Annotated in this window: 14 protein-coding genes; 7 read left to right on the plus strand and 7 right to left on the minus strand. The window is 65.8% G+C overall.

Annotated elements, in window-relative coordinates:
- Positions 1–29: 29 nt before the first annotated feature.
- Complete coding sequence (locus KHO27_RS08665) at positions 30–1,211, minus strand: NnrS family protein (RefSeq protein ID WP_214501616.1); 1,182 nt, start codon at positions 1,209–1,211, stop codon at positions 30–32.
- Between the two features lie 213 nt (positions 1,212–1,424).
- Between KHO27_RS08665 and KHO27_RS08670 the strand changes: the two genes are divergently transcribed.
- The gene (locus KHO27_RS08670) at positions 1,425–2,339 is read left to right on the plus strand and encodes a site-specific integrase (RefSeq protein ID WP_110699233.1); all 915 of its coding nucleotides are present in this window, start codon (positions 1,425–1,427) and stop codon (positions 2,337–2,339) included.
- A gap of 23 nt (positions 2,340–2,362) precedes the next feature.
- Here the strand turns inward: KHO27_RS08670 and KHO27_RS08675 are convergent, their stop codons facing one another.
- Entirely contained in the window at positions 2,363–3,541 is a 1,179-nt protein-coding gene (locus tag KHO27_RS08675) for a type II secretion system F family protein (protein ID WP_110699231.1), read from the minus strand.
- An 11-nt stretch (positions 3,542–3,552) separates the two neighbouring features.
- Positions 3,553–3,978 (minus strand): type II secretion system major pseudopilin GspG, encoded by a 426-nt coding sequence (gene gspG / locus KHO27_RS08680; protein WP_038706070.1) that lies wholly within the window; start codon positions 3,976–3,978, stop codon positions 3,553–3,555.
- Between the two features lie 186 nt (positions 3,979–4,164).
- Between gspG and KHO27_RS08685 the strand changes: the two genes are divergently transcribed.
- From KHO27_RS08685 to KHO27_RS08700, 4 genes are all read left to right on the plus strand, one after another.
- Entirely contained in the window at positions 4,165–4,764 is a 600-nt protein-coding gene (locus KHO27_RS08685; protein WP_110699229.1) for a lytic transglycosylase domain-containing protein, read from the plus strand.
- A 150-nt stretch (positions 4,765–4,914) separates the two neighbouring features.
- On the plus strand, positions 4,915–6,360 hold the full coding sequence (locus KHO27_RS08690; RefSeq protein ID WP_110699227.1) for an ATP-binding protein: 1,446 nt from the start codon (positions 4,915–4,917) through the stop codon (positions 6,358–6,360).
- Between the two features lie 293 nt (positions 6,361–6,653).
- Positions 6,654–8,147 carry a sensor histidine kinase gene (locus tag KHO27_RS08695; RefSeq protein WP_110699225.1) on the plus strand — a complete coding sequence of 498 codons (1,494 nt, stop codon included), beginning with the start codon at positions 6,654–6,656 and terminating at the stop codon, positions 8,145–8,147.
- Positions 8,116–9,543: a sigma-54-dependent transcriptional regulator gene (locus tag KHO27_RS08700; RefSeq protein WP_214501617.1), complete on the plus strand. Its 1,428-nt coding sequence runs from the start codon at positions 8,116–8,118 to the stop codon at positions 9,541–9,543. The genes KHO27_RS08695 and KHO27_RS08700 overlap by 32 nt, the downstream gene beginning before the upstream one ends.
- Positions 9,544–9,682: 139 nt before the next feature.
- Here the strand turns inward: KHO27_RS08700 and KHO27_RS08705 are convergent, their stop codons facing one another.
- From KHO27_RS08705 to KHO27_RS08715, 3 genes are all read right to left on the minus strand, one after another.
- On the minus strand, positions 9,683–9,982 hold the full coding sequence (locus KHO27_RS08705) for a hypothetical protein (protein WP_110699221.1): 300 nt from the start codon (positions 9,980–9,982) through the stop codon (positions 9,683–9,685).
- 108 nt (positions 9,983–10,090) lie between these two features.
- Positions 10,091–11,443 carry a GntP family permease gene (locus KHO27_RS08710; protein ID WP_038706074.1) on the minus strand — a complete coding sequence of 451 codons (1,353 nt, stop codon included), beginning with the start codon at positions 11,441–11,443 and terminating at the stop codon, positions 10,091–10,093.
- A 114-nt stretch (positions 11,444–11,557) separates the two neighbouring features.
- Positions 11,558–12,097 (minus strand): gluconokinase, encoded by a 540-nt coding sequence (locus KHO27_RS08715; protein WP_102685267.1) that lies wholly within the window; start codon positions 12,095–12,097, stop codon positions 11,558–11,560.
- Positions 12,098–12,304: 207 nt separating this feature from the next.
- Between KHO27_RS08715 and gntR the strand changes: the two genes are divergently transcribed.
- Positions 12,305–13,324: an HTH-type transcriptional regulator GntR gene (gene gntR / locus KHO27_RS08720; RefSeq protein WP_214501618.1), complete on the plus strand. Its 1,020-nt coding sequence runs from the start codon at positions 12,305–12,307 to the stop codon at positions 13,322–13,324.
- A 116-nt stretch (positions 13,325–13,440) separates the two neighbouring features.
- On the opposite strand, the gene KHO27_RS08725 is transcribed toward gntR, so the two are convergent.
- The gene (locus tag KHO27_RS08725; protein WP_110699219.1) at positions 13,441–14,331 is read right to left on the minus strand and encodes a bile acid:sodium symporter family protein; all 891 of its coding nucleotides are present in this window, start codon (positions 14,329–14,331) and stop codon (positions 13,441–13,443) included.
- Between the two features lie 172 nt (positions 14,332–14,503).
- Between KHO27_RS08725 and KHO27_RS08730 the strand changes: the two genes are divergently transcribed.
- A complete protein-coding gene (locus KHO27_RS08730) occupies positions 14,504–15,382 on the plus strand; it encodes a Dyp-type peroxidase (RefSeq protein ID WP_046855724.1) in 879 nt (292 codons plus the stop codon).
- Positions 15,383–15,400 lie beyond the last annotated feature (18 nt).

A 15,400-nucleotide genomic window follows, 5' to 3' on the forward strand; every position in this document is an offset into this window, starting at 1 on the left:
AGATGCGGCCCTGTCGCGGGGCAAGCCCGCTAGCCCGGCATGCCGTCCACCCGCGCACGCAACAGGATCGGCAGGTAGTGCCAGAGGAACAGCAGCAGCGCCGCGCTGCCGAACAATACCGACAACCCCAGCCCCAGCGGCGTGAACGGCGCCACGATCACGCGGGCCAGTGCCGCCAGCTGGATCAGCGCGAATGCCCAACTCATGCTGCGGGGTACCTGAAGAGGGCGCCCGGTATGCCCCAGGCTGACCCGCGCCATCATCGCCACGATCAGCCCGGTCATGGCGCCGACCGTCAGCGCATGGGCGGCCAGGCTAGGGTTGATCGGCACCCCGGCATGCCACAGCGCCAACCCCAGGCAGGCGGGAATCAGCCAGGCATAGGCCAGGTGCAGCGACCACAGTAACGGCACATGCCACAGACCACGGTCGTGCCACAGTACCAGGCGTATACCATGCAGCACGGCCAGGGCGGCGAACAGCACGGCCATCAGGGGGTGTGATGCATCGTTGAGCCCCAGCACATAGGTCAGCGGCAGCGCCACGCTGCCCAGCAGGCAGGCGCGGTCCAGCCAGGGCCGGGCCGGTGCCGGGCTCATGTTGCCCAGGCCGCGGCGGGTGAAGAACGGGATGACCCGGCCGCCGATCACGCTCATCATCGCCGCCACCAGCCACAGCCCGGCCAGCACGCCTCGCCGTTGCCACAGCGGGTCGTCGCGCAGCCAGCCTGCAAGGGTCAGCCACTGGCAAGCCGCGATGAGCAATACCAGGCCGATGATGGGGTAGTTGTTGCGCAGCCGACGCTGGATGATCGGCCGCGCCAGGGCCAGCGCCACCAGGGGCAGGAACGCGCCCTCCATCAGCACCAGTAGCCAGGCGGGCAAGGGCAGGAACCAACTTGCCCGGCCCAGCAGCCAGAGCAGGAACAGCCCCTGCAGCGGTCGGCCACTGAGACCCGGGATGCCACTCCAGTTCTGCACCGCCGTGAGCAGGAAGCCAGCAACGATGGCCACAGCGAAGCCAAACAGCATTTCGTGGCGGTGCCAGGCGAGCATGCCGCCGGCCGGCTCGAGCGCGTAAGCGCCGACCAGCACGCCGGCCCACAGCAGCAGGGCAACCAGGGCGAACAGACTGCCGCCGAGGAAGAAGGGTCGAAAACCCAGGGCCCAGAGGGCCTGACGGGGGCGGGTGGTGATCGGCTGGACGAGCATGGCGAGGACCTTGGTTCGATCGAAACGGTTGAATGGGGTACCATCACGAACCATGCCAGCGTTCAAAAGCCTTGAATATCAAGGTGATGGCACTTTTGCAGTCATTATGACCCCATTTCTATGTTGTCATTTTGACCTTTGTCATGGTTGAAATGACTCGCTTTGCGCCGCCTTGCCTCGATCGCCAGGGCGGCTTGCTACAGGATCCCCGTTGTGACCGACCTCCTGCGCAATCCGCTGCTGCAGTACCTCGCCCGGTTGGCCCCGTCCAGCCAGCTGACCATGCGCTACATCCTGCAGGACGCCGCCGACCGCCTGGGGTTTGCCGACTGCGATATCGCCGAGGTGCCCTGGCACCGCCTGGAACCCGGCCATGTGATCGCCCTGGTCGCTGCGCTGCGCGCCGATGGCTATGCGCCCAACACGTCGTCGTTGTACGTCAATGCCGTGCGTGGAGTGATGAACGAGGCCTGGCGCCAGGGTTTGATCGAGCACGAACAGTTGTTGATGATCCGCGAGGTCAAGCCAGCGGGCGGTAGCCGCCTGCCGCCGGGACGCAACCTGCGGCGCAGCCTGATCCGCGAGCTGATGGACGTGTGCGCCGCCGACCCGCGTCCTCAGGGTGTGCGTGACGCGGCCATCCTGGCGTTGCTCTACGGCACCGGGATGCGCAAATCGGAATCGGTCGATGTGAACCTTGACCAGGTGGATTTCCAGGAGCGCAGCGTGCAAGTGCTGGCCAAGGGCAACCGTCAGCTGGTCAAGTACGCCCCGGCCTGGGCCTTCGACAAGCTGCAGGCCTGGCTCGACCTGCGCCGCCAGCACCTGCCGGCCGGCGAGCGCGACGACAGTTTCCTGTTCAATCGCATCCGCCGTGGCAGCCACATCACCCGCGCGCGCATCACCAAGCACGCGATCTACTACATCGCCCGCCAGCGCGGGGCGCAGGTGGGGGCGAAGATCATGCCGCATGATTTTCGCCGGGCATTCATCACCCGGGTGATCGAGGAGCACGACCTGTCGATCGCGCAGAAGCTGGCGCACCACGCCAATATCCAGACCACGGCCGGGTATGACCGACGGGACGACAACGAGCGGCGCAGGGCGGTGGAGCGGTTCGACTACTGAACCGCTGCATTTTCTTGCGAGCATCAGTGAATGCTCGATGCCAGCTCGAAAATTGGCATGTACATCAGAATCACGATCAGCCCGATCAGCAGGCCGATAAAGGTCATCAACAACGGCTCGAACAATTTCACGAACCACTCTACCCAGCGCCCGATCTCCTGGTCGTGGAAGTCGGCACAACGCTCAAGCATCTCACCCAGGTTGCCCGATTGTTCGCCGGCGCGCAGCAGGCGTAGCGAGACGGGGGTCACCAGCTGGCCGGCCTGCAGCGCATCGGATAACGGCAGGCCCTCGGCGACCCGTTGACTGGCCTGCTCCAGGCCCTCGGCCGCGGTGCTGCCCAGCAGGCCGCGGGCCATGCCCAGTGCGGTGAGGATGGGGATGCCCCCTTGCAGCAAAATCCCCAGTGACCGGTAGAAGCGCGCCAGCTCATACATCATCAGGCGCTGGTGCAGCGCGGGCAGTCGGCGCAGCAGGCGGCCGGCGCCACGGCGCACGGCCGGGTGGCGACGCAGGGCGACCAGGGTGCCGACGCCGACAAACGTGCCCAGCCCCAGGGGTAGTTGCTGGGCATGCAGGAACAGACCGATCTGCATCAGCACCCGCGACAGCCACGGCAGTTCGCTGCCCATGCCCTCGAACACCAGGCTGAAGCGGGGCACCACGTACCCCAGCAGGAACAGCACCACGCCGCCGCCCACCAGCAACAGCAGCAGCGGGTAGACCGAGGCACCGACCAGCTTCTGGCGGACCAGATCCAACCGCTGGCGATAGCTGATGTAGCGGGTGAGGGCGTCGCCCAATGCGCCGGTGCGTTCGCTGGACTGCACCAGGGCCACGTACAGGGTGGGGAACACCCGCGGCTGCAGGGCCAGGGCCTGGGACAGCGAGCGCCCCTCATAGAGTTGGCGCACCAGTTGCTCCAAGGTCTTGCGCGTGGCGCCGCCCGGGGCTTTCTCGGCCAGGCTCTCGAGGGCGTCGATCAGCGGCAGGCCGGCGCCGAGCAAGGTGGTCAGCTCCTGGCTGAACAGCATCAGATCGAACGCCGCCACGCGTCGTCGCAGGGCCAGGCCCTGGCTGCGCACGCTGAGCACGCGCAGCCCCTGGTCCTCGGCCTGGCGCCGGGCCTGGTCGCTGTCCTCGGCCTCCACCTGCAATTGCACCACGCCCTGGCTTCCCAGGGCCTTGAGCTGATAGCGCATGGCCGGGGCCCTCATTGCCAACTGGTGATCTCGGCGTTTTCGCCGTCACCACCGGGTTGGCCGTCCTTGCCCATCGACAGCAGGTCGTACTCGCCGCCGTTCTCGCCGGGCTGCTTGTAGATGTAGGGGCGGCCCCAAGGGTCCTGTGGCACGGCCTTCTGCAGGTAGGGGCCCGACCAGCGCGCTTCGCCACCTGGCGCGACCACCAGGGCCTGCAGGCCCTGCTCGCTGCTGGGGTAGTGGCCTACCTCCAGGCGATAGAGGTCCAGTGCCTTGCCCAGCCCCTCGATCTGCGCCCGGGCCACCTTGGCCTCGGAGCGGCCCAGCTGGCTGAAGTACTTGGGCGCGACGATGCCGGCCAACAGGCCCAGCACCACCAGCACCACCAACAGTTCGAGCAGGGTGAAGCCGCGTTGGGTACGGATGCTGCGTTGCATGGTGAAACCCTCCGGTGCATTTACCCCTGCCATGCAACAGCCGTGCACGTCTGCTTCGGGCCCTTGCGCCATGGGCCGCAGCAGGCGGCACGCGGCTTGCGTCGCAGTCGAAAAGCCCGGGTTAACGGGGCATCTCCCCCACATCGGGGGCCACGCTTGGGTTATTTGCGGCGGGAGGCGAACGACATGCGAGGACTGATCCTGGGGTTGGTGGCGGGGCTGATGGCATTCGCCGCCCAGGCCGACATCTATGTCTCGAGCGATGGCAAGGGCGGCTTCGTGCTGTCCAACGTGCACCGGCCGGGCCGGCATTACGACCGGGTCATCAGCGAACGCCCGACAGCGGGCGGGCCGGTCAATGCGCAACTGATCACCGGGCGACCCTACGCCGACCTGGTGGCGGCCGCGGCGTTGGCCCACGGTGTGCCCCCGGCGTTGCTGCACGCGTTGATCAAGGCCGAGTCCGGCTACAACCCCAAGGCGCGCTCGGCCAAGGGCGCGGCGGGGTTGATGCAACTGATGCCGGACACGGCGAAAGAGATGGGCGTCAAGGATGTACTCGATCCACAGGCCAACGTGCAGGGAGGGGCGCGCTACCTCAAGCGCATGCTCACGCTGTTCGACAACGACATCACGTTGGCCGTGGCGGCCTACAACGCGGGGCCTGAGGCGGTTCTCAGCCGTGGACGGGTGGTGCCGCCGTTCGCCGAGACCCTGCGCTACGTGCCGAATGTGTTGCGCGACTATCGCCTGCTGCGCGGGCTGGCTGGGGATGCGCCGCTTTGAGCGGCGAGGTGTTCTCCGTGATCCTTGCAGCGCCTGTAAGGGTTGCGGTGAGCACCTGGCGGCCCTCACGCGCTCAATAGCCTCACCTCACCCATGCTTTCCCCAACTCTGGGCTATAACCTGTAGAGGTGCCCAGCCGCGGAGCCCGCCATGGACCTCGCCCCCCGTCCCGACACATTGCTGCCCGCCGAAATCGGCCAGGCGCGCAAGCCGTTCGACCTGCTGCGCTGGTACGCCTGGGTCAGCCTGGCGATCATCCTGTCGGTGGGGGTTGGCCTGGGCCTGATCTCAAGCCGCTTCATCATTGACGAGAGCGTCGAGCGCGATGCCTTGCTCACCGCCCAGTTCATCACCTCCATCGCCGACGCCGAAGTGCGCCATGTCTCGATTCCCAACGTGCGGACCATGGGTGAGCTGCTTGATCCGCGCACCGACCATGCCTTGCCCGATGTCGACCCTGAGGCCCGGCGCCGGGCCCGTGGCGAGTTCCTCGACCATATCGCGCACCTGCCGGACATGCTCCTGGCCAACATCTACGCCCCTGATCGCACGGTGATCTGGTCGAGCAACCCGGCGCTGATCGGCAAGCTGATCGAATCGGACGACGACCTCGACCGGGCATTCGAGTACAAGATGCGGGTGTCGGCCAGCTACCACAACTTCGAGCAGGCGCGCAGCGAGCAGAAGTTCGTCACCCCGCCCGAGCAGCTATTCATCGAGAACTACATCCCCTTGTTCGACGCCGACGGCGAAAACGTCATGGCGATGGTCGAGATCTACAAGGAACCCCATGATCTGATCGTGCGTATCGAGCACGGCCTGCTGCTGATCTGGCTGGCCATCGCCGCGGGTGCCGGCCTGGTGTATGTCGGTCTGTACGGCATCATGCGCCGCGCCGCCCGGCTGGTGGCGGTGCAGCAGAAGCGGCTGATCGGCAACGAAACCTTCGTGGCCCTGGGCGAGGTGTCGTCGGCGGTGGCCCACAGCCTGCGCAACCCGCTGGCCAGCATCCGCTCCAGCGCCGAGCTGGCCCAGGCCTTCGACGATGGCCCGGCGCAGAAGAACATCAGCGACATCATCAGCCAGGTCGACCGCATGTCGCAGTGGGTGCGTGAGCTGCTGCAATCGCTGCGCCCGCTTGGCGATGAAGCCGTGGCGGTGGATGTAGCCCAGAGCCTGCGCGACAGCTTGCAGGCGTTTGCCCACGCGCTGGAGCGCGGCGGCGTGCGGTTGCTGCTGCCTGAGCTGCCAAGCGTGCAGGTGCTGGGCCAGCCGGCGCTGCTCGGGCAAATCTTCAGCAGCCTGATCGCCAACGCCCTGGAGTCGATGGAGGCCGGTGGCGAGCTGCGTGTTGAAGTGGTGCGCAATGATCGGCGTAATCTGAGCCTGCGGCTCTCGGATACCGGCAAGGGCATGAACGAGCAACAGCAGCGCATGGCCTTCCGGCCATTCTTCACTACCAAGCAAGGCGGCGTGGGCGTGGGGCTGATGCTGGTGAAAAGGATCATGGAGCGCTTCGGCGGCTCGGTGCGGTTGAGCAGTCGTGAGGGGGCAGGGACCCGGGTACTGCTGAATTTTCGGGTGGCATCAACTTAACCTTAAGCTATAGATATTGAGTCCAATACACTGATTTATAAGGAAATTATCAAAAATGGGTGACCGTTACCCAAAAGTGGGGAATTATCCAACAAGCAAGATTAATAATGATCTTCAACATAATGATTTATAAAGAAAAATCATAAATTCAAGTTGCTGGCTGGTTTTTTGCTAGACCTCTCGCAAGCCTGCGCTGACACCTTCAGCAAAGGTTCGATGGAATCACTTTGCTACCACCGGTAGCAGAGCAGCATGCCGGTGAACCTCATCGGCGTTCAGGTGGGAACGACGCGATGCAGACGCTCGAAAACGGTGCCCCCGACAAGGCCGCGCCTCCCGCCAGCGGGTTGGCAACGCCGCTGCACGAGTTCAACCTGCTGCGCTGGTTCTCGCTGGTCAGCCTGCTGATCATCGCCTCGGTGGCCGGTGGATTGGGCTATGTGTCGACACGTTTCGTGGTGCGCGACAGCGTCGAGCGCGATGCCATGCTCACCGCCCAGTTCATCCAGGCCATGGCCCAGGCCGAGGTGCGGCACTCGCAGCTGCCGCCGGGCATCACCATGGGCGAGTTGCTCGATCCGCGCCTCGACCAGCAGCACCTGCAGTTCACTCCGCAGTTGGCCGAGTCGACCCGGGTGGAGTTCCTCGACCACGTCGAGCACCTGCCCGACACCTTGCTGGCCAATGTCTATGCCCGCGACCGCACGGTGGTGTGGTCGACCAACCCGCACCTGATCGGCAAGCGCATCGATGAAGATGACGATCTGGAACGCGCCTTCCGCTCGCGCAAGTCGGTGTCGGCCAGCTATCACAAGGCCGACGAGGACCGCGAAGAGCAGAAGTTCCAGCGCGAGCCCCGGCACCTGTTCATCGAGAACTACATCCCGCTGTTCGACAGCCAGGGCGAGCAGGTGCTGGCGATGGTCGAGATCTACAAGGAGCCGCATGACCTGGTGCGGCGCATCCATCGCGGTTATGTGCTGATCTGGGCTTCCACCCTGGTCGGAGGGGCGTTGATCTACTTCGGCCTGTTCTGGATCGTGCGCCGCGCCGCCAGCCTGCTGCATCACCAGCAAGACCGCCTGGTGGCCAGCGAGACCTATGTGGCCCTGGGCGAGATGTCCTCGGCGGTGGCTCACAGTTTGCGCAACCCATTGGCCAATATCCGCTCCAGCGCAGAACTGGCCCAGGACATCGCCAGCCCGGCGGCGCAGAAGAACATCGGTGACATCATCACCCAGGTCGATCGCATGTCGCGCTGGGTCCGCGACTTGCTGGTATCGCTGCGCCCGACCAGCGACGAAGCCGAGTCGGTCGACCTGGTGGCGGCCGTCGAGGATGCGCGGCAGGCCTTCGCTCCGCAGATCGAGCGCAACAACGTGCGCTTCGCCTTCGTCGGGCCTGCGACGCAATGGGTGGCCAGCCAACCGTTGCAACTGACGCAGATCCTAAACAGCCTGTTTGCCAACGCCCTGGAGGCCATGCCCCAAGGCGGCGAGCTGCGCGCCGAGGTGCGCCAGCTGGAGGGGCAGCAGGCGCAACTGCAGCTCAGCGATACCGGGAAGGGCATGAGCGAGCAGCAGCGGCGCATGGTGTTCAAGCCGTTCTTCACCACCAAACAAGGCGGCCTGGGTGTTGGCCTGGCCCTGGTCAAAAGGATCATGGAACGCTTTGGCGGCGCGGTCGAACTGACCAGCCGCGAAGAGGAAGGAACCCGCGTCAGCCTGACTTTCAATATTGCAGCGGGAGAGGACCATGGAGCACAGCATCCTGGTGGTCGAGGATGATGAAATCCTTGCCGACAACATTCGCACCTACCTGAGCCTCAAAGGGTTCGAGGTCACGGTGTGCCACAACGCGGAACTGGCGCTGGAGCAGATCAAGCGCGCCCGGCCTGACGCCGTGCTGACCGACAATTCGCTGCCCGGCATGAGCGGCCACGACCTGTTGCGCTCGCTGGTAGCCCAGGCGCCGGAGCTCAAAGTGATCATGATGACCGGCTACGGCAACGTCGAAGACGCCGTGCTGGCCATGAAGGAGGGCGCGTTCCACTACCTCACCAAGCCGGTAGTGCTGGCCGAGCTCAAGCTGATGCTGGACAAGGCCCTGGCCGCCGAACGCATGGAGCGCACGCTGTCGTTCTACCAGGAACGGGAGGCGCAGAAGTCCGGTTTGCAGGCATTGATCGGCGAGTCGCCGGCCATGCTAGAGCTCAAGCACACCTTGCAGCAGCTGCTCGATGCCGAACGGCGCATGGCCAGCGGCGACCTGCCGCCAGTGTTGGTCGAGGGCGAGACCGGTACCGGCAAGGAGCTGGTGGCGCGCGCCCTGCATTTCGACGGCAGCCGGGCCAAGGGGCCGTTCATCGAGTTCAACTGCGCCTCGATTCCCGCCAACCTGCTGGAGGCCGAACTGTTCGGCCACGAAAAAGGCGCGTTCACCGATGCCAAGGAGCGTCGCGTGGGCCTGGTCGAGGCGGCTGACGGCGGCACCCTGTTCCTCGACGAGATCGGCGAGATGGACCTGGTGCTGCAGGCCAAGCTGCTCAAACTGCTGGAGGACCGCACCATCCGCCGCATCGGCGCGGTCAAGGAGCGCAAGGTCGACCTGCGGGTGATCAGCGCCACCAACTGCAACCTGGAGCGGATGGTCCAGCAGGGCAAGTTCCGCCGCGACCTGTTCTTCCGCCTGCGCATCATCGCCCTCAAGGTGCCGCGCCTGTTTGCCCGTGGCCAGGACATCCTGCGCCTGGCCCGGCACTTCCTGGCCCACCACGGGCGGCGCTATGGCAAGCCCAACCTGCGCTTCTCGGCCGAGGCCGAGGCGCTGATGCTGGGTTACAGCTGGCCGGGCAATGTGCGCGAACTGCGCAACATGCTCGAGCAGACGGTGTTGCTGGCGCCCAGCGAAGTGATCGGCGCCCACCAGCTGAACCTGTGCATGACCCTGGTCGACGAACCGCTGGCACAGCCGGCGCAGGTGCTGGCATTCGAGGCGCCGCGCCACGAGCCCCCGGCAGCGGCAAGCTTGCCGGACATGGAGCGCGATATGGTCTGTCGTACCCTGGACCGCACCGACTGGAACGTTACCAAGTCGGCACGGTTGCTGGGATTGTCGAGGGACATGCTGCGCTACAAGATCGAGAAACTCGGGTTGACCCGGCCGGACAAGCGGCAGTGGTGAGCGGGCATGCTAATGGCCTGTCAGTTTCGCGTCTTTGGGGCTGCCATGCAGCCCATCGCCGGCAAACCGACGATGGGCTTGACTGGCTGCCAGGCCAGGATTTTGCTACAGCGCTGAGTAAAGCCCGCTTCCACAAAGCTCAGGGCTTGCCGCCGTTGCCTGACCCTGCGCCATCACGCCCCATCCCCTCCGAGCCGCTGTCCCCCATCCCCGGCAGATCACGATCATCGTTCTGCTCGGCTGGCGGGCTGTCCGGGTCATTGCCTTTGATCCGCGGGTCGGTATCCCGTGGCATGGGCTTTTCGATCGGGTTGAGGGTGCTGTCCACGCCGGGCTTGGGCGCCGGATTGTGCGGGTCGTCAGGGTAGGTGGCGCCGGTACCGGCGGCGAAGGCCAGGGGCGAGGCGAGCAGGGCGGCAAGCAGGAAGGAACGGTTCATGCGGGCAAGCTCCTTTGCGATGACAAGAAGTCGGCCCCGCCTGCGCAGGGCCTCGTTCTCATATGGGCCATGGCCCCATCAGCAAGGTGCCATCACGGCGACCAACGGTCACACCACCATCGACAGCAGCATGATGAAGATGATGCCGACCACCGAGAGGATGGTTTCCATCATGCTCCAGGTCTTGAACGTCTCGGCCACGGTCATGTTGAAGTACTGCTTGACCAGCCAGAAGCCGGCGTCGTTGACGTGGGACAGGATCAGCGAGCCGGCGCCGGTGGCCAGCACCAGCAGTTCGCGGTTGACGCCCGGCACCAGGTCGATCACCGGGGCGACGATGCCGGCGCCGGTGATGGTGGCCACCGTGGCGGAGCCGGTGGCGATGCGGATCACCGCTGCCACCAGCCAGGCCAGCATGATCGGCGAAATCTCGGCCTGCACCGCCATCTGCCCGATCACGTTGCCCACGCCGGTGTCGACCAGCATCTGCTTGAAGCCACCGCCAGCACCGACGATCAGCACGATGGCGGCGGTGGGGGCCAGGCTCTGGTCGAGCATCTTCATGATCTGCTGGCGGTTGAAGCCACGGGCCGAACCGAAGGTGTAGAAGGCCAGCAGCAGTGCGGCGAGCAGGGCGGTGATCGGGTGGCCGATCAGGTCCATCCACTGACGCACGATGTGCTCGGCCGGTAGCACCACGTCGGCGAAGGTCTTGAGCAGCATCAGCACCACCGGCAGCAGCACGGTGATCAGGGTCACGCTGAAGCTGGGCAGGTTCTGCTGGTTCGACTCGCGGGCGATCTGGTCCATCAGCTCCTGGGAGGGGTTGCCCGGGATGTAGCGCGAAATGAAATTACCGAACAGGGGGCCGGCAATCACCGCCGTGGGCAGGGCCACCAGCAGGCCATAGAAGATGGTCTTGCCGATGTCAGCGTGGAAAATGCCGATCGCCAGCAGCGGGCCCGGGTGCGGCGGTACCAGGCCGTGCACCACCGAAAGGCCTGCCAGCAGCGGGATGCCGATCTTCACCAGCGACACGCCGGAGCGGCGGGCGACGATGAACACCAGCGGGATCAGCAGCACGAAGCCGATCTCGAAGAACAGCGGGATGCCCACCAGGAAGGCGGCGAACATCATCGCCCAGTGCACCTTCTGCTTGCCGAAGGCGCGGATCAGGGTCTGGGCGATCTGGTCCGCGCCGCCGGAGTCGGCCATCAGCTTGCCGAGCATGGTGCCCAGGGCCAGGACGATGCCGACGAAGCCGAGCACGCCGCCGAAGCCGTCCTGGAACGACTTCATCACCTTGGCCACCGGCATGCCGGAGGTCAGGCCGAGAAAGCCCGCGGCTATGGTGAGGGCGACGAAGGGATGGACCTTGAAATGGGTGATCAGCAGGATGAGCCCGACGATGGTGACCAGCGCGTCGAGTAGCAGGAAGGTATCGGTAGCCAGTCCGAACATGGTTCGTGAACCTCGGTCTTTTCGTTGTTGTTTTGGTATCGCGTGTCTTGCGGTAATCAGCCTTGAGAGGCCTGGAGACAGCGCTGTCTTTGGTGAGCCGGAAAAACCGCCGGGTCAGGCAGTCCGCGCCAGCGCCTGCTCACCGCAAGGCTTTAGCCACTGATGCACGTCCTCGGCCAGCGTGGGCAGCGGGCGGGTGGCGTCCAGGGCCAGGGTCAGGGGCTCTGCGTGCGGCGGCTCGAGCGCTGCGAACTGGCTGTCGATCAGGCTGGCCGGCATGAAGTGACCGGGGCGGGCCAGTACGCGTTTCTCGGCTTCCTGCGGGGTCAGCTCGAGGAACACGAAGCACAACTCGGGCACGGCCAGGCGCAGGGTGTCCCGATAGCGGCGCTTGAGGGCCGAGCAGGTGAGGATCGGGCGTTCACCGGCGGCGAGGGTGGCCTGCAGCTCCTCGCCCAGGCGTACCAGCCAACCGGCACGGTCATCGTCGTTCAGGGGAATGCCGGCGCTCATCTTGGCGATGTTGGCGGCGGGGTGGAAGGCATCGCCTTCGATCAGGCGGCCGCCGCTGCGGGTGGCAATGGCAGCGCCGACGCTGCTTTTACCGCAGCCGGCCACGCCCATGACCACGATCGCGGACAGGGAAGGGTTCATCTGTACCTCCTGCTGGGTGAGATAGCGCTGTCTCGGTCGGGACGAGCCGAACACCATGCGCCACCCTCCCGGGTGTTATTGATCTTGTCTTTGGCAGTATGGACGCTGAACGCATGCCTGCTACCAAGATTGCATTGCCTGCATCCAGAGACAGCGCTACCTTAGTGACCGTTCCCCATTCCTGCAAGCAGTAAAATTACAATACTCATGTCCCGTACTGGCTCGCGTACTACCGGTCGTCCCACCCTGGCGGAAGTCGCCAGGCTTTCCGGGGTTTCCCCCATCACCGCCTCCCGCGCCCTGCGGGGCGTCAGCACGGTCGCGCCGGAGCTGGCGCAGAAGGTCATGGCCGCGGCGTCGAGCCTAGGCTATGTCGCCAACCCGGCCGCCCGTGCCTTGGCGTCGGCGCGCAGCCAGTCGGTGGTGGTGTTGATCCCCTCATTGTCCAATCAACTGTTCATCGACACCCTCGAGGCCATTCACGAGGTGATGCGCCCCCGTGGCCTGGAAGTGCTCATTGGCAACTATCACTACGATGTCGCCGAGGAAGAGAACCTGATCCGCAACTACCTGGCCTACCAGCCGTGCGGCGTGCTGCTCACCGGCTTCGAGCGCAGCGAGGCCTCGCGGCAGATGCTGGCCGCGAGCCAAGTACCGTGCGTGCACATGATGGAGCTGGGCGGCGAGGGCGATGCCTTGTCGGTAGGGTTCTCCCAGCACGCGGCCGGGCGCGCTGCGGCGCGGCACCTGATCGAGCGTGGCCGCCGACGCCTGGGGTTCATCGCCGCGCAGCTCGACCCTCGGGTGATGCAGCGCGCCGAAGGCTTCCGTCAGGCCCTCGCCGAGGCCGGTCTGCAAGCCCCCGAGCTTGAAGTGCTGGACCCGCAACCCTCGTCCATCGGCCTGGGCGGCACGCTGTTCAGCCGCCTGCTGGCCCAGGCGCCGGATGTCGACGGTATCTTCTTCTGCAACGACGACCTGGCCCAGGGCGCGGTGCTGCAGGCCCTGCGCGAAGGCATCGAAGTGCCGCGCCGGGTGGCGATGGTCGGTTTCAACGACCTGCCGGCCTCGGCGCACATGGTCCCGCGCCTGACCTCGATCCGCACCCCGCGCGCGGCGGTCGGGCGCGGCGCGGCGCAGGCGCTGCTGGCGTTGCTCGATGGCAAGCGGGTGGCTACCGGTCAGCAGGACCTGGGCTTCGAGCTGATGGTGCGGGAGAGTTCCTGAACGGCCACAGGCGCTCTGCCTGCACAAGACGGATGCGGATATCCCCACCCATGGACCTGACCCGGCTTGAACAATAACGATCAAGGCTCTGGCCATGTCCCTGGGATTCGTCTATCTCACGATGGCTGCTCTGCCACGTTCTCCAGTGCTTGCCCGCGGCTGACCCACCAGCCGAACCCAGCCGCGGTGAAGAACATGATCAGGCTGTAGATCGCCGCCGGCACCGCCATGGTCGCGTTGTTCAGCAGCGACGGGCTCAGGGCCAGCGCGATGGCCAGAGTGCCGTTGTGGATGCCGATCTCCATGCCGATGGCGATCGCCTGGCGTTTCGGGATGTTCAACAGGCGTGGCACCCAGTAACCCACGCCAAGGCTGAGCAGGTTGAACAGCAACGCGGCGCCACCGACGATCGGCGCGTACTCGACCACGGTCTGCCAGTCCTTGGCCAGGGCCAGGACGATGGTGAAGGCCAGGAACAGCGCCGCGACGATCTTCATCGGCTTCTGCATGCGCGCGGCGAAGCGCGGCGCCCAGTGACGGATCAGCATGCCCAGGGCCACCGGCAGCAGGACGATGGCGAACACCTGCATGACCTTGGCGAATTGCAGGGGGATGGCCTGGTCCGATGCCATGAACCACATCAGCGACAGGTTCACCAGCAGCGGCATGGTGAGGATGGCGATCAGCGAGTTGACCGCAGTGAGGGTGATGTTCAGCGCCACATCGCCGTGGGCCAGGTGGCTGAACAGGTTGGCCGTGGTGCCGCCGGGCGAGGCTGCCAGCAGCATCAGGCCCACCGCCAGCGCCGACTCGAGGCCAAGGCCGTTGGCGATCAGGAAGCACACCAGCGGCAGCAGCAGGATCTGGCAGGCCAGGCCGATCACCACCGGCTTGGGGTACTTCACCACCCGGGCGAAGTCGGCGAGGGTCAGCGACAGGCCCAGGCCGAGCATGATGATGCCCAGGGCCAGCGGCAGGAGGGCGGTGAGCAAGGGGGAGGCGGTCATCGGCGGTCTCTCGGGCGAAGGATCCCGAGGAGTATAGGTGGGTGCGCAATGATAGCTATCGTGTCTGGACGATCTTGGTAACCGTTTGTTACTGGCCTGGTGACGCCATGTCGCGTTGCGATGCCGGGCCTGTGGCAGTAGCATTCGCGCTTTTGCCGAGGATTAGCCCGTCATGCCGTTCCAGCAAGGTCTGCTTGCCACCCCGGTGCCGGCCCACGCCCGTCACCTGTTCTTTGCCCTCGATTCCCTGGAGGCGCTGCCCGCCGCACTGGACCAGCTGTTGCCGCAGGTCGATGGCCACAGCCTGATCCTGGCCGTCGGCGCTCCGCTGGCCAAGGCCCTGGGCCGTGAGGTGCCGGGCTTGCGCAGTTTCCCGCAACTGGACGCGGTGGTGGAGAACCCGGCGACCCAGCACGCCCTGTGGCTGTGGCTGCGCGGTGCCGAGCGCGGCGAGCTGTTCCTGCGCGCCCAGGCCTTGCAGCAGGCGCTGGCGCCGGCCCTGCGCCTGGTCGACAGCGTCGACGGCTTCCTGCACCGCGGCGGCCATGACCTGACCGGCTACGAAGATGGTACCGAGAACCCAGTGGACGCAGACGCCGTTGCCGCCGCCATCGTGCCGGGCGACATCCCCGGCCTGTCGGGTTCGAGCTTCGCCGCCTTCCAGCTGTGGAAGCACGACCTGGGTTACTTCAAGTCGCTGCCCCAGGCCGAGCAGGACAACATCATCGGTCGCCGCCTGAGCGACAACGAAGAGCTCGACGACGCGCCCGAATCCGCCCACGTCAAGCGCACCGCCCAGGAGAGCTTCGCGCCCGAGGCGTTCGTGGTGCGGCGCTCGGTGGCCTGGACCGATGAACGTGGCGCGGGCCTGGCGTTCGTCGCCCTGGGCTTCTCGCTGGACGCCTTCGAGGTGCAGCTGCGGCGCATGAGCGGGCTGGAGGATGGCGTGGTCGATGGCCTGTACCGCTTCAGCCGGCCGCTGAGCGGCGGCTATTACTGGTGCCCGCCGCTGGGTGAGCAGGGCGCAGACCTGCGCCTGTTGCTGGGCTGACAGGCCCTCATCGCGGGG

The sequence above is a fragment of the Pseudomonas sp. RC3H12 genome, assembly GCF_018596375.1.
Lineage (GTDB): Bacteria > Pseudomonadota > Gammaproteobacteria > Pseudomonadales > Pseudomonadaceae > Aquipseudomonas.

Coding starts and splice junctions, on each gene's coding strand:
- KHO27_RS08665 (WP_214501616.1), bottom strand. CDS start 1,211: ATGCTCGTCCAGCCGATCACCACCCGCCCCCGTCAGGCCCTCTGGGCC.
- KHO27_RS08675 (WP_110699231.1), bottom strand. CDS start 3,541: ATGCGCTATCAGCTCAAGGCCCTGGGAAGCCAGGGCGTGGTGCAATTG.
- gspG (WP_038706070.1), bottom strand. CDS start 3,978: ATGCAACGCAGCATCCGTACCCAACGCGGCTTCACCCTGCTCGAACTG.
- KHO27_RS08685 (WP_110699229.1), top strand. CDS start 4,165: ATGCGAGGACTGATCCTGGGGTTGGTGGCGGGGCTGATGGCATTCGCC.
- KHO27_RS08690 (WP_110699227.1), top strand. CDS start 4,915: ATGGACCTCGCCCCCCGTCCCGACACATTGCTGCCCGCCGAAATCGGC.
- KHO27_RS08695 (WP_110699225.1), top strand. CDS start 6,654: ATGCAGACGCTCGAAAACGGTGCCCCCGACAAGGCCGCGCCTCCCGCC.
- KHO27_RS08700 (WP_214501617.1), top strand. CDS start 8,116: ATGGAGCACAGCATCCTGGTGGTCGAGGATGATGAAATCCTTGCCGAC.
- KHO27_RS08705 (WP_110699221.1), bottom strand. CDS start 9,982: ATGAACCGTTCCTTCCTGCTTGCCGCCCTGCTCGCCTCGCCCCTGGCC.
- KHO27_RS08710 (WP_038706074.1), bottom strand. CDS start 11,443: ATGTTCGGACTGGCTACCGATACCTTCCTGCTACTCGACGCGCTGGTC.
- KHO27_RS08715 (WP_102685267.1), bottom strand. CDS start 12,097: ATGAACCCTTCCCTGTCCGCGATCGTGGTCATGGGCGTGGCCGGCTGC.
- gntR (WP_214501618.1), top strand. CDS start 12,305: ATGTCCCGTACTGGCTCGCGTACTACCGGTCGTCCCACCCTGGCGGAA.
- KHO27_RS08725 (WP_110699219.1), bottom strand. CDS start 14,331: ATGACCGCCTCCCCCTTGCTCACCGCCCTCCTGCCGCTGGCCCTGGGC.
- KHO27_RS08730 (WP_046855724.1), top strand. CDS start 14,504: ATGCCGTTCCAGCAAGGTCTGCTTGCCACCCCGGTGCCGGCCCACGCC.